Origin of the sequence: Myroides phaeus, assembly GCF_900099675.1 — a bacterium.
Lineage (GTDB): Bacteria > Bacteroidota > Bacteroidia > Flavobacteriales > Flavobacteriaceae > Flavobacterium > Flavobacterium phaeum.
Genome location: NZ_FNDQ01000018.1, coordinates 33,512 through 57,277 on the forward strand (window position 1 = coordinate 33,512; position 23,766 = coordinate 57,277).

Annotated in this window: 20 protein-coding genes, 2 tRNA genes and 1 pseudogene; 14 read left to right on the forward strand and 9 right to left on the reverse strand. The window is 31.4% G+C overall.

Annotated elements, in window-relative coordinates; genetic code table 11:
* Positions 1–87: 87 nt before the first annotated feature.
* Both BLT46_RS09750 and BLT46_RS09755 read right to left on the reverse strand, forming a co-directional pair.
* Positions 88–432, reverse strand: a complete 345-nt coding sequence (locus tag BLT46_RS09750; protein WP_090409704.1) for a hypothetical protein — start codon at positions 430–432, stop codon at positions 88–90.
* A 553-nt stretch (positions 433–985) separates the two neighbouring features.
* Positions 986–2,359, reverse strand: a complete 1,374-nt coding sequence (locus BLT46_RS09755) for a hypothetical protein (RefSeq protein WP_090409706.1) — start codon at positions 2,357–2,359, stop codon at positions 986–988.
* 652 nt (positions 2,360–3,011) lie between these two features.
* Here BLT46_RS09755 and mgtA point away from each other — a divergent pair.
* The 8 genes from mgtA to BLT46_RS09795 all read left to right on the forward strand — a co-directional run bounded on the left by mgtA (position 3,012) and on the right by BLT46_RS09795 (position 13,537).
* Entirely contained in the window at positions 3,012–5,723 is a 2,712-nt protein-coding gene (gene mgtA / locus BLT46_RS09760; protein WP_090409708.1) for a magnesium-translocating P-type ATPase, read from the forward strand.
* A gap of 908 nt (positions 5,724–6,631) precedes the next feature.
* A tRNA-Ser gene (locus tag BLT46_RS09765) sits at positions 6,632–6,716 on the forward strand.
* Between the two features lie 504 nt (positions 6,717–7,220).
* Complete coding sequence (locus BLT46_RS09770; RefSeq protein ID WP_090409710.1) at positions 7,221–7,532, forward strand: helix-turn-helix domain-containing protein; 312 nt, start codon at positions 7,221–7,223, stop codon at positions 7,530–7,532.
* Positions 7,533–7,540: 8 nt separating this feature from the next.
* Positions 7,541–10,045, forward strand: a complete 2,505-nt coding sequence (locus tag BLT46_RS09775; RefSeq protein ID WP_090409712.1) for a DNA cytosine methyltransferase — start codon at positions 7,541–7,543, stop codon at positions 10,043–10,045.
* A 3-nt stretch (positions 10,046–10,048) separates the two neighbouring features.
* Positions 10,049–11,221: a hypothetical protein gene (locus BLT46_RS09780; RefSeq protein WP_090409714.1), complete on the forward strand. Its 1,173-nt coding sequence runs from the start codon at positions 10,049–10,051 to the stop codon at positions 11,219–11,221.
* Between the two features lie 504 nt (positions 11,222–11,725).
* The gene (locus BLT46_RS09785) at positions 11,726–12,196 is read left to right on the forward strand and encodes a lipocalin family protein (RefSeq protein ID WP_090409736.1); all 471 of its coding nucleotides are present in this window, start codon (positions 11,726–11,728) and stop codon (positions 12,194–12,196) included.
* Positions 12,197–12,407: 211 nt separating this feature from the next.
* Positions 12,408–13,244, forward strand: a complete 837-nt coding sequence (locus BLT46_RS09790; protein WP_090409716.1) for a DUF5694 domain-containing protein — start codon at positions 12,408–12,410, stop codon at positions 13,242–13,244.
* A 207-nt stretch (positions 13,245–13,451) separates the two neighbouring features.
* Positions 13,452–13,537: transfer RNA gene (locus BLT46_RS09795), tRNA-Leu, on the forward strand.
* A 742-nt stretch (positions 13,538–14,279) separates the two neighbouring features.
* Here BLT46_RS09795 and BLT46_RS13265 read toward each other — a convergent pair.
* Positions 14,280–15,062 (reverse strand): annotated as a pseudogene (locus BLT46_RS13265) (recombinase family protein); the annotation flags it as partial.
* 60 nt (positions 15,063–15,122) lie between these two features.
* A complete protein-coding gene (locus BLT46_RS13200; RefSeq protein WP_167343482.1) occupies positions 15,123–15,284 on the reverse strand; it encodes a hypothetical protein in 162 nt (53 codons plus the stop codon).
* A gap of 207 nt (positions 15,285–15,491) precedes the next feature.
* Between BLT46_RS13200 and BLT46_RS09805 the strand changes: the two genes are divergently transcribed.
* A complete protein-coding gene (locus BLT46_RS09805) occupies positions 15,492–15,899 on the forward strand; it encodes a helix-turn-helix domain-containing protein (protein ID WP_090409718.1) in 408 nt (135 codons plus the stop codon).
* A gap of 84 nt (positions 15,900–15,983) precedes the next feature.
* Entirely contained in the window at positions 15,984–16,301 is a 318-nt protein-coding gene (locus BLT46_RS09810; RefSeq protein ID WP_090409720.1) for a DUF6922 domain-containing protein, read from the forward strand.
* Positions 16,302–16,365: 64 nt separating this feature from the next.
* On the opposite strand, the gene BLT46_RS09815 is transcribed toward BLT46_RS09810, so the two are convergent.
* On the reverse strand, positions 16,366–16,908 hold the full coding sequence (locus BLT46_RS09815) for a hypothetical protein (protein WP_090409722.1): 543 nt from the start codon (positions 16,906–16,908) through the stop codon (positions 16,366–16,368).
* A 227-nt stretch (positions 16,909–17,135) separates the two neighbouring features.
* On the opposite strand from BLT46_RS09815, the gene BLT46_RS09820 reads away from it, so the two are divergent.
* From BLT46_RS09820 to BLT46_RS09830, 3 genes are all read left to right on the forward strand, one after another.
* Entirely contained in the window at positions 17,136–18,770 is a 1,635-nt protein-coding gene (locus tag BLT46_RS09820; protein ID WP_090409724.1) for a hypothetical protein, read from the forward strand.
* A gap of 22 nt (positions 18,771–18,792) precedes the next feature.
* A complete protein-coding gene (locus BLT46_RS09825) occupies positions 18,793–20,334 on the forward strand; it encodes a hypothetical protein (protein ID WP_090409726.1) in 1,542 nt (513 codons plus the stop codon).
* A gap of 180 nt (positions 20,335–20,514) precedes the next feature.
* Entirely contained in the window at positions 20,515–20,985 is a 471-nt protein-coding gene (locus BLT46_RS09830; protein ID WP_090409728.1) for a JAB domain-containing protein, read from the forward strand.
* Positions 20,986–21,064: 79 nt separating this feature from the next.
* On the opposite strand, the gene BLT46_RS09835 is transcribed toward BLT46_RS09830, so the two are convergent.
* Both BLT46_RS09835 and BLT46_RS09840 read right to left on the reverse strand, forming a co-directional pair.
* Entirely contained in the window at positions 21,065–21,352 is a 288-nt protein-coding gene (locus BLT46_RS09835) for a DUF3408 domain-containing protein (protein WP_090409730.1), read from the reverse strand.
* The gene (locus tag BLT46_RS09840) at positions 21,352–21,786 is read right to left on the reverse strand and encodes a DUF3408 domain-containing protein (protein WP_090409737.1); all 435 of its coding nucleotides are present in this window, start codon (positions 21,784–21,786) and stop codon (positions 21,352–21,354) included. The genes BLT46_RS09835 and BLT46_RS09840 overlap by 1 nt, the downstream gene beginning before the upstream one ends.
* Before the next feature lie 706 nt (positions 21,787–22,492).
* Here BLT46_RS09840 and BLT46_RS13290 point away from each other — a divergent pair.
* Positions 22,493–22,897, forward strand: a complete 405-nt coding sequence (locus BLT46_RS13290; protein WP_143021891.1) for a transposase — start codon at positions 22,493–22,495, stop codon at positions 22,895–22,897.
* A gap of 64 nt (positions 22,898–22,961) precedes the next feature.
* Here the strand turns inward: BLT46_RS13290 and BLT46_RS13270 are convergent, their stop codons facing one another.
* Positions 22,962–23,324, reverse strand: coding sequence for a group II intron maturase-specific domain-containing protein (locus tag BLT46_RS13270; RefSeq protein WP_090409734.1), 363 nt, complete (start codon positions 23,322–23,324; stop codon positions 22,962–22,964).
* Positions 23,325–23,329: 5 nt separating this feature from the next.
* A complete protein-coding gene (locus tag BLT46_RS13275; protein ID WP_317040931.1) occupies positions 23,330–23,449 on the reverse strand; it encodes a hypothetical protein in 120 nt (39 codons plus the stop codon).
* Positions 23,450–23,766: the final 317 nt, after the last annotated feature.

A 23,766-nucleotide genomic window follows, 5' to 3' on the forward strand; every position in this document is an offset into this window, starting at 1 on the left:
CATAAAAGAGGCTAACCCTCTTTCTCCGCAAAAAAAACCGATAACTTTCGTTATCGGTTTTTTCATTTTATATCACTGCAGAAAGCTTTACTTTTTCTGTATATCATCTAATAAATTGTAGATCTTCCTAAAGTCAGATTGGTAGCTATTTTCTATTTTACTTACTTTTTTTTCTTTAAGCTTATTATTTTCAAATGTAAATTCTGTAATAACTATAAAATCAGGTAATTTCTCAGAATAGTATAATATTTCTGTGTTTTCAGAAACACCAATATTCAAAGGGTTTCCATATTTATCAATTACCTGCTCTTTGCTAACTCCTAATGTGATGAAATTTAAAAATTTACTTTCATTTTTAACCGGAGTACTTAAACTTGAACACGAAGCCATTAAAAAAGGGACAATCAAATAAAATAATTTCTTTCCTATCATTATTTCTCGTTTAATATTCTATAAATTTTAATTCTTATTCTTCAGACATATAATATAGTATATGACCAATATTTTTTCGTTTTTACTATTGAAAATAGCGTTTTCAACATTCACTTTATTAAATTTATTTTCAACTGGTTTACGCATTTGCAAATACATTTATATTGCTTGTGCTTTAAATAATGTATCTACTTTTACAACTGTTGTTATTAGCATCTCTCCTTTCTATTAAAAACAAAATACACACAAATTTAAAAAGTATATTCTTACAATAAAGAACGTATCAAAACGCAGTTTTAAAGGCACCTTGTTCGACACATCTCCCACACAAGTCCCACACACTTTCGAAAAAAAGCCTTTTTACCGAAGGTGTGTGGTACAAATGTGGTACTTGTGTGGTACAAGTTCCAAAGAAGCCTGTAATAACAATGCTTTAAGACGTGTCTAACACCTTATAATTAATAGCTCTTATACTTTAAATCTATACTAACTATAAAAAAGGGCTACCTCATCCAGAGATAAAGTAGCCCCATTATTATAACCAATACCTACCCTACTCAATAGGAAAGTACTGATGTTTCTTAACCCCGTATATTTGCAAGCGAAATGCCTTTTTATCAGCATCATAATACAGCTTTCCTCTATTTGGAAGTTCACCCTTTGCAAACACTACATTCCATTTTGAATCAACAACCAATCGTTCTCCATCGATAAAAACCAACTCCGTATAATTAGATGTATCATTAATCCCCATTATATTGTGAACATCCTCATACACTGGAATATCTCTTTGCGCAACATCCTTTTTCCTTCTATCATACAATTTCCCTTCTATCGTTTTTCTGGTTTCACGATCAATTTTACTAAATAACATATGTCCAAAATGCACCTTAAAGTAGTTAATTCCTTCTTCTTCTTTTATAAACGGCACATTGTCTGGCTTAAAAACGATATAATTTTCATCAACCTTATAGATAAATAAATCGTTCTTTGTTGTCCATTCCTTATAAAATAACGGATGTTTATACTTCTTCTCTGTGATATTGTACTCATTTTCTAAATTATCCCTATCCTTGACAATCAACAGTTTTTGCCCATCACTATACTCTGCGTAATGCACTTTATTAAAACTACCTTCGAACACCTTTTGCCCCTTACTATCGATAATAGTGATATCCCCTTCATTATCGGTCAACTTAAAGTAAAAATCACCGTATTGTGACTCACGGTTTAACACCTCAATCTTATTATCTGTTTCAATAATAAACTTATTTGTAATAGGATTAAACAATCCCTTTTTATCTCCCTTTTTAACGATAAACAGATTAGTTGAATAAGTATATTCTTCAAATTCATAACCATTAGGCAAAACAAACTCTTTACCCGTTTCTACAGAATACAGCAAATCTTTATCATTCGCACCACGAACTAAAACCCATTTACCAAACGCGCCTCTAAGTGATTCTAAATCATTCTTAAAAGTAAATTTACCCTGATTATCGGCTACATTAAAAACATCTTTACCATTTACATTTTTTACCAAAACGATATAAGATTTATTCTTTTCTCCTACAAAGAATTTCATACCATATCTCGCAAAATCATAATAATAATCCGATATATTATCGATTGAATTTATTTCTTTAAAATCCTTATCTCTAAGCTTTGGATTGTAAAATTTAAACGTGTGATAGCTATCATCTATGTAATCGTACGTAATAAACTCACCTGTCTCAAGTTTAGAAACAGCCTTTATATCTTCGGAAATACTGAACAAATTGCCGTCTGAATCTTTGATAAACACACCTTTTTTATCGTCTTTTTTTAACATAATAGATTCTGATGATTTAATGTCATACGTTTTTTGTGCTGCCATACTTGTAGCAAATAGCATCCCTAAACTTAATATAAAAGCCTTCTTATTCATTTTTCATTAATTTTAATTAAAGTGCTAATATATAGAATACAGATATAGAAACACATTTGTTTTATTTATAAAATATCTTTACAGAATATTGATAATTTACCTCCCACTTAGCAATTTGTATAAGACTACAAATAAACTTAGTTATCAGTTTTGTACGTACTAACCTATTTGACTGAAACTAATTCTACTAAAAAAACGGCAGTTAATAAAGAATACTCCTTTATAAAGAAACTAAATCATAAAAAGTATATAGTACAAATCATCAATAACAATTTTAATTATACAGTTATAGTAGGACAAGGCAATACACAAAAAGCTTTTTTCAACTATAAGCTACACCATCCTAATAGCTTTCTAATTTTATTCTAATTGCTTTCTAAAGTTATCAGAAGGAGTTCCCCTTACTTTTACACTCACAAAATTGATGTGCAATTGTGGTTAATTCCTAAATACATAGTTCATGTTACTTTACAAATCTTTTACAACAAAAAACAAACACGTTAACTATCTGTTTCTGATAGCTATCCCTACTTTATTTACCAATAAAAACAAGGTTAGTTCTTCTATACTGCGCATACTCGTTGTCCCCTAAGTGTTCACTATTCTCTCAAAAATAGAATTATTGAATACAAACATCTTTATTATTTAGGCAATGAAAAACAGTGTAAAACAATCTAAAAAAGATTTGAAAAACAACAACAAGCTTGCTATTGCATTAGCTGCTAAAAAATCAGAAGAAGAATGTTTAATAGACTTTAATACTTCTGTAGATGGCCTATTAGAAAATGAAGCAGGAGAACGCTTGCGCATTTACGGACCGAATACCGTAGCCCAAGAAAAAGCGCCTGCAATACTTGTACAATTAGCACAAGCCTTCAATAATCCATTTATCATCGTACTATTCTCTTTGGCAGTTATCAGTTTCTTTACAGACTTCTGGTTGCCAAACCGCTCTGGAGAAGAAACAGAGTTGGCTGGAGTTATCATTATTATGACGATGATTATACTGAGTGGTTTATTGCGTTTTTGGCAAGAATTACGCACCAACAAGGCAGCAATGGCTTTGAAATCATTGGTGAAAACAACTGTGAATGTACAAAGACGAAACACTGTTACGGAAGAATCAACACGCAGTGAAGTAAACTTAGAAACACTGGTTCCTGGTGATATTGTACACTTGTCTGCCGGAGACTTAGTTCCTGCCGACATCCGTATATTCTATTCTAAGGATTTATTTGTAAGTCAAGCTGCATTATCGGGTGAGTCATTACCGATTGAAAAATATGACGTATTGAGTAAAATATCTGCAAAAAAAGGAGGAGATCAAGGAAAAGATGATGCTACTGATGATCTGCTTTCTTATGATAATATATGTTTAATGGGCACAAATGTGTCGAGTGGATACGCCAGTGGTATTGTCATCGCCACTGGTGCAAACACTTATTTTGGGGGTTTAGCCAAGTCAATTGTAGGAACTCGTTCTCAAACGTCTTTTGACCGAGGTGTAAACAGCGTTAGTTGGCTATTAATTCGCTTTATGGCTATTATGGTCCCTATTGTTTTTTTAATCAATGGATTTACAAAAGGAGATTGGCTACAAGCTTTGTTATTTGCTTTAGCAGTGGCTGTTGGACTTACACCTGAAATGCTGCCAATGATTGTGAATGCTAACTTAGCAAAAGGAGCGATTGCAATGTCTAAACGCAAAGTGGTAGTTAAACGCTTAAATGCTATTCAAAACTTAGGGGCGATGGATGTACTGTGTACGGACAAAACTGGTACACTAACACAGGATAAGATTACACTTAGCAATTACTACAATGTGTCGCTAAAAAATGACAACCAAATATTGCATTGGGCGTGGTTAAACAGTTTTCATCAGAGTGGGGTTAAAAATCTGATGGACCGAGCAATTATCAACTTTACAGATGCATTACAAGAGGATGAAATGGATGCATTTGGTTACCACAAACGCATTGATGAGATTCCGTTTGACTTTGAAAGACGCCGTTTATCTGTAGTGGTAAGTGACCAAAAAGGAATGCATACGTTGATTAGTAAAGGAGCTGTGGAAGAAATGCTGGAAGTGGCAAGCTATGTTGATACGGGATTTGAGATTTCGCCTATGACAGATGAACTCAAATTAAAGTTGCTACAAAAAGCTTCTGATTTTAATAAAGAGGGGTACCGCGTATTGCTATTAGGAACGCGTAAAATAGGGAGAAACGACAATAAAAATCACTATACGGTTGCTGATGAAAAAGATATTATTATTCAAGGATTCTTAACGTTTATTGACCCTCCTAAAGATTCTACTGCAGATGCTTTAGAGGCATTAAGAGATAATGGAGTAACTGTAAAAGTATTGACAGGTGATAATCCTGTTATTACTCAAAAAATCTGTAACGATGTTGGACTACCTGCTTCTACTATTTTATTGGGAATGGATATTGAGGCGATGTCTGATGAGGAACTAAAAAAGCAAGTTGAGCAAGTATCTATTTTTGCTAAGTTGAGTCCGATGCAGAAAAACAGAATATTAAAAGCCCTTCAAACCAATGGACATACCGTAGGATTCTTAGGTGATGGTATTAATGACGCCCCTGCCCTACGCGATGCAGATGTGGGGATATCTGTAGATTCGGGTACGGACATCGCTAAGGAGTCTGCTGATATGATCTTGTTAGAAAAGGACCTAATGGTATTGGAACAAGGAGTAATTAAAGGTCGCGAGACATTTGGTAATATCATCAAGTATTTGAATATGACGGCGAGTTCTAACTTTGGAAATGTGTTTTCAGTTTTAATTGCCAGTGCATTTATTCCATTCTTACCAATGTTAGCTATTCACTTATTACTGCAAAACTTGCTGTACGACATCTCGCAATTATCACTGCCTTGGGATAAAATGGACAAAGAATTCTTGCGTAAACCACGTAAATGGGATGCAAAGAATATTGGTCGATTTATGATTTGGATTGGGCCTACCTCTTCTATTTTTGACATAACTACTTTTGCTATTATGTGGTACATCATAGGAGCTAACAGCGTAGAACACCAAGCATTGTTTCAATCGGGTTGGTTTGTAGAAGGGCTGTTATCACAGACATTAGTGGTACATATGTTGAGAACACAAAAGATTCCGTTTGTACAAAGCACTGCCGCGCTGCCAGTATTATTGCTTACTGGAGTAATTATGGTGTTAGGGCTGTATATCCCATTCTCATCATTGGGTACTTATGTAGGATTAGTTCCATTACCAGGATCATATTTCCCTTGGTTAGTGCTAACACTTGCTTCATACTGTGTGGTAGCTCAGTTAGTGAAAAGAGTGTACATCAAAAGATTCGGACAATGGTTTTAATACCCATTGTGAAAATATGTTGAGAGGAGAAAAAAATTGTTATGAAAAATACATCTTGGTTTCTGTATTTTAAAAAATACAAAGCTGATTAAGAAATCAAGATTCCCTGTCTGTGTTTTATAGCCTATGGCTATAGTGTGATGTAGGGGTGGTTATAATTCCCCTGGTTATTGCTATCCCTTGCATCATATTTTGAAATAGTTCTATGAAAGAATTAGACAGAAATTTTACTATGGATTAAATTGTTTTGTTAGTGAGAAAAATTGTTATGAGAAAAAAAGATTGATTTCAGTGCTTGTGAGTATATTATGTTGAATGAGAGATCAATATCACTGTTAATGTTTTATAGTCTAAGGCTATAGTGTGATGCAAGGGAAGTTATCATTTCCCTGATTAAAACTATTCCTTTCATCATATTTTGTGATGGCTCTGATAAAGATTCGGACAGTGGTTTTATTGCCTATTTTATTATATTGTTAGTTTTGAAAAAGTTGTTATAATAAATATTTATTGATTTCTGTGTTTGAAAGAATACTATGCTGGATGAGAAGTCAATAGCACTGTCTGTGTTTTATAGTCTAAGGCTATAGTGTGATGTAGGGGTGGATTACATTTTAAATGTGGTTCACCCCTATGCTTTTGGTATTATGCCTACTTATAAAGCATATTCTAAAAGTTTTATTTAATCTTTTAAAATAGCTTAATATTTATTCAATATAGTATAATCAATGAGGTATCTGTATAGGTGATAAAATATTTTTAGAAAAAAAACAAAACCTTAACTCTTTAAAAATGTTTACCTTATAAAAAACAAACAAAAATACTTTTGATTTTCTTACTGAATTGTTTGGATATAGAAACAATTGTCCTATATTTGCACCCGCAATACAGAACAACTGTATACGACCGGAGAAATGGCAGAGTGGTCGAATGCGGCAGTCTTGAAAACTGTTGACTGTAACAGGTCCGGGGGTTCGAATCCCTCTTTCTCCGCAAAGAAAACCGATAACGAGAGTTATCGGTTTTTTTATTTTATATAGTTGCTGAAAGCTTTACTTCCATTATAGCTTTTTAAGACACCTCCATAAGCTTATGGTTTTCTTTGAGTCAAAATATCTTCATTGGGATATGTAATCCCTCGCGCTTAACTTTTAATCCGTTAAAACATCCCCCTATTTTATACACAAAAAGGTAAAGTTTGTTTTTTTATATCTTTTATTTAGGTAAATTAGCGTAGAAATTTTACTAAATACGTATATGGGTGTTGTTTTACGAAACTATATCGTGTTTTGTTTCGTGAAAAACTATGTTATAGACAGTCCCTGACCCACCGCACATTTTGGTTTTCCAGTCGCACAAGCTGGAAATACAAAAACAAAAAAGAGCTAAATTTTTCCCACACTTGAAAAAGACAACTAAAAACTTGACCTAAAAACAGAAAACTATTATTACATTTGCTAAAAATGTATCAAATCCTTTTTTAATAAAATTATAAGAATGGCAAATTTCGGATATTACATAAAGATTGAACGTGAAAAACGCGAATGGACTCAAACAGAATTTGGGGCTAAAATCGGTATTAATACAAGTGCAATTAGTCGAATTGAAAATGGAAATCAGTATTTCAGCAAATCTAAACTCAAAAAATTAGCAGATTTATTTCAAACTGATATACAAACTGTAACAGACTTATTTTTTGCAGATAAATTTGCACGAGAATCATTCAAATACAAATGTTCAGACACGGTTTTTAAAGTTGCAGAAGAAACAGCTATTTATATCAAAAATGGAAATTCAATACAAAGATAATTCGAACTATGAAAAAACCATTGACATACATAAGCTTATTTAGTAGTGCAGGAGTTGGTTGCTTTGGTTTCAAACAACACGGCTTTGAGTGCATTGCGACAAATGAAATTTTAACAAAACGCTTAAAAATTCAAGTGTTTAATAACAAATGCAAATACGAAACAGGATATTTAGACGGAGATATTTCAACAAAACAAGTAAAATTAAAACTATTTTCGGAAATTGAAAGATGGCAAAAAGAATATAAAATTACTGAACCTGATGTAATTGTAGCTACACCACCTTGTCAAGGTATGTCTGTAGCAAATCATAAAAAAAACCAAGAATTATCACGAAATTCTTTAGTTGTTGAATCTATAAAAATCACAAAAGAAGTCAATCCTAAATTCTTTATTTTTGAAAATGTTAGAGCCTTTTTAAACACAACTTGCACTGACATAGATGGAATAGAAAAACCAATTAAAGAAGCAATAAAATTAAATTTAGGAGGTCATTATAATATTCTTTTCAAAATCGTAAATTTCAAAGATTACGGTTCTCAATCAAGCAGAACAAGAACACTTGTAATAGGGGTCAGAAAGGATTTACAAAATATTAGTCCATTTGACATTTTTCCTGAAAAACAAAAACCGAAAACATTACGCAAACTTTTTACAGGATTGGAAGAACTCAATGAAATGGGACAAATATCGATGTGCGATATTTTCCATTCGTATAGAGAATACAATTCTAAAATGTTACCTTGGATTGAGAATTTAAAAGAAGGTGAATCTGCATTTCAGAACACTGAAAAGGAACGAATTCCACATCAAATTAAGAATGGAGAAATCGTTTTTAATGAAAGCAAAAATGGTGATAAATATGCACGATGGTATTGGGATAGAGAAGGCCCATGTGTACACACAAGAAACGATATTTTGTCCAGCCAAAACACAGTTCATCCATCTGAAAATAGGGTTTTCAGTATTAAAGAACTAATGTTAATGATGAGCGTACCTGAAACTTTTCAATGGTCGAATACATCAACTGAAAAATTGAACAAAATGAGTCTCCTAGAAAAGAAAATGTTTTTGAAACAGGAAGAACTCAATATAAGACAATGTATTGGTGAAGCTGTACCAACAGGAGTTTTTGCAAATATTGCGAAACAAATAAAATCAGTTTTAAATCAAAAGTTTTTTTCAACAACCGAAATAAATAACAATATCAAAAAAGAAGAATTGAACGTAACAGAGAACTTGCTTTCGTTTATCAATTCTAATTTTGACAAGTTAGGACTTGAAAATATTTTTCAAATTGCAGAATACGCAAATTCAAGCCGTCAAGAGAATTCCGCATTTTTCACACGGAAAGACATTGCATTTTCCGTAGTGAAAGATTTGCCCGAATTGAAAGGGAAGAAGAAAATAAGAATATTAGAGCCATCTGTTGGTATTGGAAATTTCATTCCGCTACTTATTGGGAAATATGGAGATAAAGACGAAGTAATTTTTGATCTTGTTGATATTGACGGCAATTCGCTTGTCATTTTAAAAAATATTTTAGAGAAATTAAAATTGCCTAAAAAGTTTAAATTCAATTTTATCAATGCTGATTTTCTTACTTACAATTTCAAAGTAAAATATGATGTTGTTGTAGGTAATCCACCTTACAAAAAACTAACAAACAATCAAGAATTATTATCACTTTACAAATTCAATGTAAGAAATAGTGAAACAAATAATTTGTTTTCATTTTTTATTGAAAAGGCAATTTTATTAGGAAAATTCGTTTCCTTTATTGTACCGAAAAGTCTTATTAATTCGCCTGAATTTAATATCACTAGAGAGATTTTAAAAGAACAGGATCTTTTAAAAATTTGTGATTATGGCGAAAAAGGATTTAAAGGTGTGAAAATTGAAACGATTAGTTTTCTACTTGAAACATCCGCAAAAGAAAAAAGTAAAAATATTTTAATTGAAAGCTACATTATTGAAAAAATTGAAGAAAAAACAAAAGAATATCTATTTTCTAACAGATTTCCTTATTGGTTAATCTATAGAAATGAAACGTTTGATGAAATTTCAGACAAAATGAAATTTGATATTTTCAATAGTTTCAGAGATAGACAAATTACAAAACAAATTACAAAGGATAGTGGAAAATACAGAGTTCTAAAATCTCGCAATGTAGGTAATAATGAAGTAAAAGAATTGGAAAATTACGATTGTTATATTGACGATATACAAAATTTGGCTGTCGCCAAATTTCTTAATCGTGATAATGTCGTAATGATTCCAAACCTTACTTATTATCCAAGAGCGAGTTTTTTACCGAATAACACTATTACAGATGGTTCGGTTGCTTTATTGACTCTGAAAAATGGTAGCCGACTTCCGACAGAAAAAGATTTAGAATATTATGGTTCAAAAGAATTTGAGAAATTTTATCGTGTGGCTCGTAATTACGGAACACGCTCATTAAATATTGATAATAATTCAGTTTTTTTCTTCGGAATTTTAAAAGAAATCTAGAAAATGAGAGAACAAATAAATAAATTTTTAGCTCAATTTGATTTTGACGTAAGAAAGTCGAAAGACGCAAGATTTGTAGACCAAAAATGTACACCTGATATAGTCTGCTTTGTGGCTGATTGTGTTTTAAATATGGTTTCAACAAAACCTCTTTTTGTAATAAATGATATTTGGAAAACCCAATATTTCATTCAAAACAGCAGAGTTGTTTTTAACAAACCTTGGGCAGATGATAAAAAAGCATACAACGAATACAACAAAGTTCTATCACAACCTTTGAAATTATTAGCTTACGCAAAAGTTCTAAATGTTTCAAAGGTGAATGCCTCTTTGACTTTCTCAGTAAACAATGAGGAATTATTAGATTATATTTCTCGTAAAGACAGAAATACTTACAACTTTCTTTATTGTTATTTTACAAAAGTTCTCAAAGACAGCGGGTTTTTAAAGAATTTGGAAGAATACAAAGCTGAACAAGTAAAAGGACTAAACGAGGCAAGAGAAAACTTGTATGAAAAATATTTTCGTTTTATAACAGGTAACACTCCTACCCACTCAAGACTTGATATTCGTAGAATGTTTCATAAAATACTGAATATCTATGCCGTTGAAAATAATGTCCCAGGTAGTAAGGGGAAATTTGTTATGACATTTTCAGAAACAATGTACAACAAGAAAAATTGGAGAGATATTAACAAAGAAAAATCAGTTACACGACAAGAAGCATTAAGTGCAGAAGATGTTGAAAAACAAGAAGTCATAAACGCTTACTATGTTCAAAAAGCTATTGCTTTAATAAAAAAGACACATAAAGAAAGTGAAGTAAATGACTACTGGTCAGCTGGTGAAGCAACACAAGTGCATCATATTTTTACAAGATCTGAATTTCCTGAAATTGCGCATTATGTAGAAAATTTGATTTTACTAACAGCTACACAACACAACACAAAAGCTCATCCAAGTAATAGAACCCAACAAATCAATAAAGACTATCAACTAACGTGCTTGTTGGCAAAATCTGACAGTATAGAAAAATCTCTCAATAAAGGAGAATTTGTATATCGAAAAGAATCTTTTATTTATGTGATAAACAAAGGGTTGTCCGTAGAATTTAGTAACAAAATTGATTTCACAACTATTAAAAGTGAACTGACTAAAATTTATAATACTGCATAAACGATAAAATAACCAACGCTTTTGGTCGCTCTTTTGCATTTTTTAAACCGCACAAAACTATAAATAAAAGTAGAATACCTATAACATCAATTTGACAAAAACGACAGAAATGGTTTCGTCTTAAAGTTTTTAGTTAGCTTTGAAGTTTGTTCTTCAATTAGAGATTCGTGCTAAAAATGCCGCCTTCGCCAAGCTCCGAAACGTTAATCAGTTTTTTTTTAATGGCATAAATTATTCCAACAAAGTTATTCTGTGCAAGTTTTAGAGCTGTGAGAGCTCAAAATTTCACAGAATAACTTTTATAGTATCTAAACGAGCTTGTCCGCTTTGCTTTATAGTTTGTTCTAATTGTATGACTTGTTGAAGTAATATTTCGGTCATATGATATAGCTTAAGCTGCTTTTCTTTCCTCTTATAATTTGAATAACTATAAAAACGGTTATCAATAGAATTATTAGTGAAATCTGTTGAAAATTTTATCTTTACAAAAAAAATAGAATGAATATGAGAAAAACTTTATACGTTTTACTGTTCTCTTTCTTGGCATTGGGAATGAGTAGTTGTAAAGAGCAAGAAGCTACTGAAAAATTTGAAATAGAGAATTTAGTAGGAACATGGGAATTATCATCAACTAAGACATACGATAGAGAAGCAAAATTTATAGAACAAATTTTCCCTTCTGATGATTATGGATGCGGACTGATGACTTGGACTTATACGACAGATAAAATAGATATCCTTCAATTTGTAGGTAAAGATGAAAATGGTAATTGCCTTGAGGAAATAGTTGGCTTAAATTATACTCTTCAAAATAATAACATCAATACTTTAGATGAGTTGGGCATAGAAGATAAGATGCTAATAACGAATTTAACTAATAACGAATTAGTTGTTATGGTCTCATTGCCTAATCCAGTAAAAGAAGATGCTAATTCTATTAAATATACTGAAATTAGCTATAAAAGAATTAAGTAATAAGGTGTCTGTAAAAAACAAGCCTTCTTCATAAAAAACCGATAACATATGTTATCGGTTTTTTTGTATCAACTTACTCCCTATCGATATGTTTTCTCTGTTTATAAATTAAACGAAAGCAGTATTGTATAATTTATGAAATATAATATTTTTACGGAAAAAATGTTTGTACAAACAAACTATATCCCTTTCACCAAATACAATAAATCAAATGAGAAATACAATAGCTTTTATCCTTGTTTTGTTTTTCACAACTGTTTTTTCACAAGAAAAAATAAATGTAATTCTGATAGGAACAGTACATTTTAACAACCCTGGTTTTGATCGTGGAAAAGTAATTGACATCGATATTCTAAACTCTTCTAAGCAAGAGGATTTAGAAAAAATCACTAATAAAATTGTACAAAAATACAATCCTGATAAAGTGTTTGTAGAATCGTCATATGAAAACAGAGAAAACCTGAATAAACAATACTTGTTGTATGTAGACAATAAACCCTTTTATAACTTAGATAGTATCCAAAAAAACTTCTTTAAACGATATTATTCGGAGAATGAGATTTTTCAACTTGGATTCAGACTTGCGAAAAAATCAAAAAACAATGCTATATATTCTATTGATTATAATTTAGAGCAACGCTATGATTTAATAGAATCTGAAACAAACAAGAATACACTAATAGACCCTACATCTTTTTCTAATAGAATTAAAACTCTAAGTGACTTTACTAATAATTGTGTTGCAAAAAATAGTTTATCCGACGTTTTTGTCTGTATAAACTCTAAAGAACAAAGAGAATTGAACAAAGGAGCCTATATATCAATTCTAAATCGTTTAAACAACGATGATACGTTCTTTGGCTCTGATTTTGTTGCAAGCTGGTACAAACGCAATTTAATAATGTATTCTTATGTACAAAATCAAGTTTCAATTGGAGATAAAAATATCGTAATTATTGTAGGAGCAGGACATGCAGCTATGTTTTATGATTTTATAAAAAATGATTCTAATTTTAATCTTATCGATTTTAATGAAGTAATGGAGTAAATACATACTTTCTAAACTTAAAATAACAATTACATCAATTTACATAATACTTTTTTTGAAAAAAACCACTCAAATAACCTACTAAAAATCAACACATAAGTATATAACGTGGTTTTTATTTTAAAAATAAAGCTTTTAATTGTTGTATATTAAATAATATTATTCGACTTTTGCACTCGCAATCACAAACAAAACGTGTGTAAGCATGCTCGAGTGGTGGAAGTGGTAGACACGCTGGACTTAAAATCCAGTGAGCAGTAATGTTCGTGCGGGTTCAAGTCCCGCCTCGAGTACTAAACGGGAGAATTGAATTTTTTGTTCATTTCTCCCGTTTTTATTTTCAGCTATTTCATTATTTATCAATAAGATAGACCTTATTAAAACATTTATTCTATCGGTTCGATATACCTCTCCATCAAAAACTACTTTCTCAGGAAAAATTGAACCTATTATTCTTCTTTTCATTGATATATCTGCCTGAGTGTAGAGTGTACCAATGTTTGCAACTACTTCTATTGCTTTGTTCAATATTTTATTAATATCAATCTTTACTTTGCTATTCTCCTTCATTAATTGTGTTTCTAACAATTCAAGTTCTGCTTTATTCAATTTTTTAATTTCAAGATAATCATCATCATCAAGTGTTCCACTTAATAATTTTGTCCTTGCTGTACTAAGTTGAGCGTTTAGTCTTTCTATCTCGTTTAATAGTGTTTTCTTTTTATCAATTGGATTCTTTAGCATCTTGTTATAGGTATCTAACAAATGTTTCTTTAAACGGATTAAAAATGCCTCGTTTAATTGTAATTGATTTAATCCCTCTTCAAATAGTAAGTTTGCTTTGCTTGCACTATGTCTAAATCCACAAGAACCTATACAGTGATAGTAATAATAACTATTGTTTCTACCCTTTGATAAACTACCTGTTAGGTTTCTACTACACTTAGGGCAAACTAAAAAGCCTCTTAGTGGCAAATTTGCATCTGATAGTACTTTTGTGTTTGGTAGTTCCTTTCTTACTTTTCCATCTAACACCTCTTGAACTTTATCAAACAATTCTGTTGTGATTAATGCTTCGTGTAGCCCATCGACAAAGTGAGCCTCTTCATCCTTGTGTTTAGGTATAAATATTTTTCCACAATATAAAGGATTGCGAATCGCTACGTGAAAAGCACTCTTACTAAGGCTACGAGGACTAAACTTATTCATCTCTAAGCGTATCTGATTAGCTGCTAATAGCCCCTTGGCGATTTCTTCAAAAGCCCAAACTAATGCTTTAGCTTCCAATTCCTTTATAGCGATATACTTTGTTCCATCCTCTTTACTCCTGTTTATATATCCAAAAGGTGCTTTTCCCATCAACCTTCCTTCCCTCTTAGCTCGTCTCATACCATGGTATACATTAAGTGCTCTTCTGTCATTCTCTACCTCTGGAGCTGCTAAATATATTGCAAGCATAATCTTGTTTTCAGGAATAGATAAATCTAAAGGTTGTTCAATGGCTTGTAATTCTACACCTAATTTTGTTAGCTCACTAAGCATTTGATACGCATCGCCAGCGTTACGACTAAACCTATCCCACTTAGTAAATAACAATAAGTTGGTTTGATTAGTTCGTTTACGCAAGTTTTTCATTAATGCAATCCAAGATGGACGATTAAAACTTTTCGCTGAATGATCCTCTAAGATAACTTTGCCTACTTGGATATCGTTTGATTGGCAAAAGCGTCGCAATCGCTCTTCTTGATCTCTTAGTGAATAACCTTTATCAGCTTGCTCATCCGTTGAAACACGGATATACAAATCTGCTATTTTCATAGATTGATTATTTAATTTGACACAATTATTTTGTTGGGAGTGTATAAATATACAAATAACTCACTCTATATCAAAGTATTCCTTAAAAACAAAGCGTGTTAATGTGTACATAAAATCCAATACAATAGCTGTTTCTTCTTCTGTTAAATCTATTCCCTCTTTCTTAAAGTAAGTCCTACCCTCTTCTATTGGAATTTTTGGAATTTCTAGTTTTGTTGTCATAATATTGCCTTTTACTGAAAAATAACCAGTGGATTATCTCAGTAAGATTCTTTGGCAATCATTGGTTGTACTTGGTGTTATACTGTATCATTATTTCAACGATGCGAATTAAATTTCTATTCTTACAGGATATTTTATAACTTTACCTTTCAATCTTTTTTTAATCTTTGGCTTTCTTTTGAGCCTTCTTAATTCTGCTAATCAATTATGGAACATAAAATACATCAAGGAAGAAACGTAAAGCGTTTTAGAGAAATGCTTGGAATCAAACAAGAAGTTCTTGCTTTTGATTTAGGAGAAGATTGGAATCAAAAAAAGATATCTGTTTTAGAACAGAAAGAGGTAATTGATAATTCTCTACTACAACAGATTTCTAAAGTGCTTAAAATACCTGTTGAAGCGATTGAGAATTTTGATGAGGAACAGGCTGTTTATAATATTGCTTGTAATTTTTCTGATAATGCCATCAATAATAATGGCTTAAATATTCAAAATAACAATCCATTAGAAGCAATTGTAAAGCTTCACGAAGAAAAGATTGCCTTGTATGAGCGTATGCTTAAAGAAAAAGATGAGATGATGAATCGCTTAGAGAAGTTGATTCAAAGTAAGTAGATAAAACTTAATGATATTGTAAAAGCTTAATCTTATGGTTAAGCTTTTGTTTATTATTACACTTTAAATTAGTAAATTTAAAGTATGAAAAAAGAGCAAAAACTAACTGATATTTCAACTTTAAAAACTCAATTGTTTTGGGATACTGATATTAATAAGCTTGATTATCAGAAAGCATATGTTCCCATTATAGCACGAGTAATTGAACGTGGAGATCAAAGTGAAATAGATGAAATCGTTCGACTATTTGGCAGAGAAAAAGTGCTTCTTACAATATGTAACGAGATTAAGTTCTTACCTAATTACGCTATTGAAAGAGCTATTAGATTTTTTCCAGAACTTAGAAAAGAAGATATGCTTTGTTATCTAAACAGAAAAGACGAATCCTATCATTGGATATAAACAATAAAAAAAGGTAGAATTACTATGGTTGGTATTCTACCTTTTTTTCGTTTTAGATAAAGATTTATCGATAACTAGCTGTATCACGTACTTGTATCAACAGACAAGCTTCTAATAATCTATGATAAACAAGCATCGATACATCGCTGTCGTATTCCTTGTTAGACGCATTATTAGCCATTGTAGCTAAAACTAAATTGAAAAAAGAGCTCGTTATGCTATTTAATTCGAACTGCTCAAAAACACTTTTAAAGACTAAGTATGGATTTTTAAACTCTTGTTCATTTATGTATTTCATCTCTTGTAGGTCTTCTTCAGATACATCTGAAACAGTAAGCCTTTTCTCAGTAAACACGTTAGGGTTCAAAAAGATTCGGTAGCTTGCTTTAAACAAGGACTGTAAAACGGTTAAATCGAAAATAACTTCTGACACCTTTGCCTTATCATACATTTTATCACTAAGTAAATACCAACAGTAATTGCGGATCTGTTCTTGAAAATAATCTATATGAGCAAGATCAATTAACCAGTCTAATAGTTCATAAGGACATTCTATTTCTTCTTTTGTCCATAAATGAGATTCTAAAGTAAAATCATACGTTTCCATAATTTAAGTTTTTAGGTTACTCATAAATTTACTTTGTTGTAAATCAGTAAACTATTCGTATTCATAGGTAAATTATACGCTTAAAATTAATGACGATTTAATTTGATAATGATGAGTATTGGGGTTTGAAGAAAAAACGATAGGTGGATATAATATGCTCTTTCAGAATAGATTACCATAACCCAAGATAAGAACTTGCAGTTGTTAACCTTAAACACTGTAAGCTTATGAAAACTAAATTAGCAGTCAACGAATTACAAGGTATTCCTCTTGTCGTCCAAGAGAAACTTCTCTATGAGATAAACAATGGAAATGTTGAATTAATCTTTGCAACAAGTCCGCATTTTTCAGCTATCAAGCAAATAACGGTTATTCTAAATAAGGCTATACCTGAGACTAAAAGACAAGAACTACAAGAATCTTCTTGGACTAAAGAAGTATTTGAACAGTTTGATGTAGTTGTAACGTTTTGTAAACACATCGTCTTTCCTTTTGAAAGTGATTTTCACTTTACTTATCTCTCTCTTTATCTGAATCCACAGTTTATAATCTATTCTCGTAAACAAAGTAGTTGGGGAAGTCTATTACAAAACTTTTATACTTTCTCAATTAGAAGACAACTTCTACAACTTGATAATTGGGTAATAGAGGTCAAACAAAAACACGAGGATTATAAAACTCGTTTTATTGATTCACTTGTTAAACAGAAGCAATTTCAGGCTGTATTGATTATGTATATGCATATTATACGCCTTTACCTTCACAGCGTTAAAAGTATGCTATTTCCCAAAAGCGCTTTCATCTTTAACTCTGATATAGAGTTATTAGAATCAATTGAAAATAACTACCCAGAACTAGGTCAAATATTTGTTAGTAACGAGATTGATAAAACGTATTTATTCAATCTATTAAGTGTTGATAATAATAGCGAAATGCTAATTGAAGAAAATGATCTTACTAAAGTTGAAAGTCTATGTACTTCTATAAGCGAGCAATTTGAAAAAGGAGTCAATAACTTTTTTACTCCAAGAATTGAGTATCTACTTAGTGATTTAAAAGGGAAGCAGATTTTTTCTAAAGTAGAATATGAACAGTTTATGCTTAATGCTGTTATTAAAAGGCTACTTCAAAGTTATCGCATTGACTTAATCTATTTGATAGAAAGTAAAGTTTCTAATGACTCTATAGAATTCCTCTTGTTTATAGTGGGTACTGATATCAAGATTCAAATGGAACAGCACATGTCAACATTAATCAGAAATCACTTTAATCAACGAGTTGAAATCACTTGTCTACTACATAAAACCACTTGGATAGAACGTCATGGCACAAAGTTCTTGCCTTTTATCTACAAACATATCACAGATGATAATGTTGTATACAGTAGAACCAAAAAGAAGCATACTAAATTTATTCTTCCTGTTTTTGAATTACCCGAAGATACTGATAGCTCTTATTGGCAAAAGGACTTTTGGAAACTATGTCAAGATAATTTAGAGAGTCAATGGTTACAGATGGATTTGTTTAGTTGTTCTACCTATCAAATCGGACATGTTGTACAGTTAGGAAGTATTTTCAAGCAATTGTGCCTTTCATTTTTATATAAAAAGCTAAACTATGTACCTCATTTTGCTAGTCCTCGCTATTTATGGAAACTCGTGCAATGGGCTGATAGAGATTATAGCGATCAATTAATGAGTACAAAACAGTCCGATGCTCTTTTCTATTTTCTAAATACAAAACTGCCTTACTTCCCAAGACAATCAACCTCTGCTAATAATTCTTCCCAAGAGCAGTATATAAACACACTACACATTTGTAATCACTTCTACAATCACATCAAAGAATTATATACCAATTAATAACCCTTTAATATTTTAAATTATGGAAACTAAATTTCAATTATTGCAAGAGCAAAAGTTCCCTGAGAACCTCGAAAAAAAGCTAATAAGCAGTGTAACAGATAAACAAGTTACTACCATTTGGTACGGTGGTGTTTATACTTCATCCTATAACCTTGAAGTATTTTGGCTTCGTGTAAAAGACAAAACAGAAGCTACTAAAGTATTTAGTAAAGAGTATACTAAAGAGCTCTTAGCAGATAGTAATTTCCATATCGTCCTATTAGATGACAAAGATTTTGAATTACAAGATAAAGCAGGAAGAGCATTCACAAAATTAGGTTTAGGTGATACGCTGTTACTCTATAAAGATGACAATATTGAATTGCCAAAAAGCTACTGTTATTACAGTGATGTTGGAAGGTATAAGCACAAATATATAGAAACATATAACCTTTTATCTTCATATAGTAATGGAATGAATAAAGATGAAGAGTTTGGTGTAACTTACTTCTATTTAAAATTCTTTGAATATGATTTAAGTGTCATTGAAACAATGCTCTTTGGAACCCCTAATGTGAACAGTGATCTTACAGAGAGACTACTATTGCTAGAAAGAGTATTTCCTCAGATAAAGACTCTACTTGTAAAAAATGAAGAAGGGCAATTCTATATAATAAGTGCAATTGATAGAGACCCAGACTCTGCGAGACTTGATGATTGGGCATTAGCACTTGAAAAAGTTCAAATAAAGTTACATAATATGGTTATACAACTACTTGACAAGTTTGAGCGTGATGTGCGACTATATAGAGTAAACCGCAAAATAAAGATAAAGGTTAAAAAGAAAAAGGTATTCAAATATTTAGATAAGTTGTCATCTCTAACGAATGTAAAAGGAGTGGAAGAAATTTATAAATTTCATGAGACTGTAGTCTTCGAAAATGACAGAAAAATTAAATATTTTTATCTCTTAGTACTTACTACCAAAGAAGAAGCTGAGGAAGTACAAAAGGCAATTGATAGTTTAAGTAATAAGCAACAAAGCAATGTAAGATTTACGATTATCACTCATACAAGACTCTTTATTCAAGAGTACAGTTTTGAGAACATACATTTTTTTGAAGGCATAATTAAAGATGAGAATATAATTTATTCAAATGGCTATTACCCAAGTGTTCATTGGATGGATAATTACGATTGTGATTATGGAGAGAGTGTTTTTAGACTCAAATATCCACTTTCAAAGATTAATAGGTTTATTAAGAAAAAGATTGTTCACGCTAAAAAGCAAAGTTTTATCTCAACTAATAAACTACATAGGTGTCTATATATAAAACTACAGATGTACATACTCGTTCACACAACCTATTTACCTCATACTTCAAATCTAAATACCTTACTCAGTTTAGCTTTGTATGCAGACAATGACAATGCACCTAAATTAAATGTGTTAATTAATCAACTAGATTCCTTTTTGCTTACCTATACCCAAAAGAATACTACACAGAAAGACAATAATCTGATTTTAGATAACTCTACTATTGATTCTTTAAAGCAGTTCTTTGATTTTATAGATGCATAAAATAAATGGGGGATATTTTTTATTAATAATTGCACAAAGTTAGGCAATGCCTAGCGGTTCGCTAACAAGAAATTCCCCCATAAATGCTTGACTAAAGTCTTCGCTTTATTGCGTTGCTTCTTGCGCTCGCTAAGCCATTACCAATTGTGGCTCCATAATTAATTTAAAAAATTTAATATTATGGAAACTACAGTTTTAAGCAAAGAATGGCTTATCGCATCAGAAGTAGAATTGATTTACAAATCAAAAGTAAAGGCTTCACAGAGACCACACATTACATCTTCTTACAGTGCCTATCAAATAGCATTAAAAGCTTGGGATAGTAACAAAATTGAATTATTGGAACAGTTTAAAGTACTTATGCTTTCAAACAACAACAAAGTACTTGGAGTATTAGAAGCTTCCTCAGGAGGGATAACAGGTACAATAGTAGATTTAAGAATTATCTTCTCAGCACTTTTAAAAGCGAATGCAGTGGGATTTTTGATAGTGCACAACCATCCGTCTGGGAAATTAACTCCAAGTGATGCTGATAGACAAATTACGAGGAAGATTAAAGAAGCAAGTAAAATACTTGATATTACGCTTTTAGATCATTTAATTATAACACAAGAGAGTTACTACTCTTTTGCAGATGAAGGCATCTTATAAGGTGTCTTTGTTTTTTTAAAGAAGTAAAACTGTAAAGGTGTTTTTACAGTTTTACTTCTTTAATTTTTATAAAAAATATTTAAAAGATAGGTTTGTTCTTTTCATTAAAGCTTGTGGTTATCTCTTGTTCGAATTCGTTGAAGTGATGCTCTAATAGATTATTTAGATAAGTATAAACAGATACCTTATTTTCGCCTATTACTTGAACTATACGTGTTAACTTCTTATGGAACTCTGGGCGAATATAGACCGTTTTACCATCTTTTGCTTTAGTAGATACTTCTTTTAAAAAAGTATCTACATAATTCTCTATACTCTTAGTCGGTTGTACTTGAGTTGATTCTCCTAAGTGATTAAATTTTTCCATTATAAAATAGGTTTGAATTTGTCATTAAAATATTGGGTGATTTCAGAGTTATACTGCTGTAGATGTTGCTTTAAGATATTGTCTAAATAAGAGTAAAGCGTTGTTTTTTCTTCTTTAGCCAGTTGGGTTATACGAAGTAATACTTCGTGATATTCAGGTCGGATATAAACAACCTTTCCTGCTCTGGATGAAGGAAATTCATTAATTAGAAAAAGCTCTTGGTATTTAGTAGTTGCTATTTCTTTCTTTGGCTTCTTCTCTTTGACTTTTGTTACTTCTTCTTGGATTAGAGGTTCTTCTTTTTCTTCTACGATATGCTTAGCTTGTTCTACAGACTTAACTGCTATATCACCACTCATGATATTCATTAGATAATCTTCATCGACTAACTCATTTTGACTGTCTTTTTTTGATGGTTGGTTTACTGTTCCCATATTGTACATTTTTAAAGGTTTACATTTTACATTATGGATAGTTGTAAGCTTTAGCTTGTCGAAAACTTTACTCTTGTAAGTTTTTACACAAAGATTATTTTAAAACAGCTTTAAAGTGCTATTTCAAAGATAATTGCAAAAATTACTTTACTATCTTACAGCAAAGAAATTATATATACAGTTTGAAAACTTTAAATGGAATTTTAAGGTTATACTTGGCGCTTTAATATCAAATAGTGAGTGATTTCTTAATATGAAATCACTATAGATTTTACTTTGTAAAATTGGTGAGTTTACTCATCGAAAGATGAGAGCAAGTTATGTTTTGAGGCACTCGAAATTGAGATTTTCGCTTTCAAAACTACTTGCTCTTGCAGAGGGCTGGAAAACTACTCCGAAGTCGTTGTTTTTTGTTAAATAACAATAATAAAAGACAGAAATAATCATATATGTTTATATATTTGATATAAAATAGTAATAAACAATAACTTTTTGCTGAAATAGATGTACACCTAAAAGTTGGACAGTGACAATCTTGACAGAAAACATCGTTCATAAGACCTTTACCCAACTTACAGTAGCTTCTGTTTTAGCAGATTATCTAGTTAGGAATTTTCCTGATTGTGAATATTATTCTACATATGAAGCGGGGTTCAGTGGGTTTAGGTTCCATTACGAATTTCTTGATTTGGGAATAAACAACATCGTGATTAATGCAACGGACATTCCAACTACACAAAAAGAGATGTTCCACAAGAAATATTTCTCAACGGATCTTACTTTAGAGTGGGATGAAATATTACAGATGTATCGTCAACGTTTTCAAATAGAATTTCTATATCGAGATGCTAAACAATTTACGGGTTTAAATCACTGTCAAGCTAGAAGTGAAAAGAAACTACATTTTCATTGGAATATGTGTTTAACAGCTATTAATTTAGCTAACGTTAAGCATTGGATTACTTTAATAGATCAAGAACCTGACACAGATATTCCCTTTTCTATGAGTGATATTAAAACACATTATCACAATGGGTTACTACTGAAACGATTTATTTCAACGTTCGGCATAAACCCTGAACTCACAAAAAATAATCTAGTAGGAGGCTGAAGATTATTTCTTCAACCGACCTCTCACACTAGGCATACAGATCCGTACCAAGGCGGTTCTTAATTTACGGTACTTTTAGGTAAATGTCATTTAGAAAAGTATAGCCTGCTTTCCTTAGGATCTGAATATTTATTGATGTTTTTAGAACGGGACTCAAAGCTACTCGACAATATCCCTTTCGGGTGTTAGCCCATTGATTAGCTTGATTAGCTTTAACACCTATCTTTTTAAGATTTGTATACCTTACCCCTTTACTCTTCCAATTCTTCCATATGAACTTCCGCATTCTTGTTCGAAGCCATTTATCTATACGTTTTATCTTAGCCGACATGTTTGCTAACTTGAAGTAAGATATCCAACCTCTTACAAACACTTTTAATGTTTCTTTGAGTTTATCATACCCTTTCCCATTACTTCGGTTTGTAATTCCTCTTAATTTTTCTTTGAGTTTGTCATAGCTCTCTTACTCTTACAGAAGATTAAACAATCATCCGCATACCGAACAAACCGATGACCACGTCTGTCGAGTTCCATATCTAATTCATGAAGCATTATATTACTCAGTTGAGGGCTGAGTGGTCCTCCTTAATTACTCTGTTCAAGTTTTCCATTTATAATCACTCCAGAGTTTAGATACTTATGTATAAGTGATATTATGCGAGAGTCTTTAGCTCGTTTAGACAAAAGTTCTATTAGTCGACTATGACTTATATATACTCAATGAAAAAAACCTTTACAAAAAATCACACAACAGAACACACATAAAAAATATTATGTATCTCCGTTTTTAGTCATAAGCTGTAATATTGGCGATAACTAGCCTATCAAAGAGCTTTTCACCAAAGTACCTTCTATTAAGTTTATAGATG

Bases quoted from the DNA above. Each gene is read 5' to 3' on its own strand.
- BLT46_RS09840 (WP_090409737.1), bottom strand. From the start codon at position 21,786: ATGGGAACAGTAAACCAACCATCAAAAAAAGACAGTCAAAATGAGTTA.
- BLT46_RS09785 (WP_090409736.1), top strand. From the start codon at position 11,726: ATGAGAAAAACTTTATACGTTTTACTGTTCTCTTTCTTGGCATTGGGA.
- BLT46_RS09790 (WP_090409716.1), top strand. From the start codon at position 12,408: ATGAGAAATACAATAGCTTTTATCCTTGTTTTGTTTTTCACAACTGTT.
- mgtA (WP_090409708.1), top strand. From the start codon at position 3,012: ATGAAAAACAGTGTAAAACAATCTAAAAAAGATTTGAAAAACAACAAC.
- BLT46_RS09770 (WP_090409710.1), top strand. From the start codon at position 7,221: ATGGCAAATTTCGGATATTACATAAAGATTGAACGTGAAAAACGCGAA.
- BLT46_RS13275 (WP_317040931.1), bottom strand. From the start codon at position 23,449: ATGCTTCATGAATTAGATATGGAACTCGACAGACGTGGTCATCGGTTT.
- BLT46_RS09755 (WP_090409706.1), bottom strand. From the start codon at position 2,359: ATGAATAAGAAGGCTTTTATATTAAGTTTAGGGATGCTATTTGCTACA.
- BLT46_RS09820 (WP_090409724.1), top strand. From the start codon at position 17,136: ATGAAAACTAAATTAGCAGTCAACGAATTACAAGGTATTCCTCTTGTC.
- BLT46_RS09750 (WP_090409704.1), bottom strand. From the start codon at position 432: ATGATAGGAAAGAAATTATTTTATTTGATTGTCCCTTTTTTAATGGCT.
- BLT46_RS09780 (WP_090409714.1), top strand. From the start codon at position 10,049: ATGAGAGAACAAATAAATAAATTTTTAGCTCAATTTGATTTTGACGTA.
- BLT46_RS09825 (WP_090409726.1), top strand. From the start codon at position 18,793: ATGGAAACTAAATTTCAATTATTGCAAGAGCAAAAGTTCCCTGAGAAC.
- BLT46_RS13200 (WP_167343482.1), bottom strand. From the start codon at position 15,284: ATGACAACAAAACTAGAAATTCCAAAAATTCCAATAGAAGAGGGTAGG.
- BLT46_RS09830 (WP_090409728.1), top strand. From the start codon at position 20,515: ATGGAAACTACAGTTTTAAGCAAAGAATGGCTTATCGCATCAGAAGTA.
- BLT46_RS09775 (WP_090409712.1), top strand. From the start codon at position 7,541: ATGAAAAAACCATTGACATACATAAGCTTATTTAGTAGTGCAGGAGTT.
- BLT46_RS09815 (WP_090409722.1), bottom strand. From the start codon at position 16,908: ATGGAAACGTATGATTTTACTTTAGAATCTCATTTATGGACAAAAGAA.
- BLT46_RS09805 (WP_090409718.1), top strand. From the start codon at position 15,492: ATGGAACATAAAATACATCAAGGAAGAAACGTAAAGCGTTTTAGAGAA.
- BLT46_RS09810 (WP_090409720.1), top strand. From the start codon at position 15,984: ATGAAAAAAGAGCAAAAACTAACTGATATTTCAACTTTAAAAACTCAA.
- BLT46_RS09835 (WP_090409730.1), bottom strand. From the start codon at position 21,352: ATGGAAAAATTTAATCACTTAGGAGAATCAACTCAAGTACAACCGACT.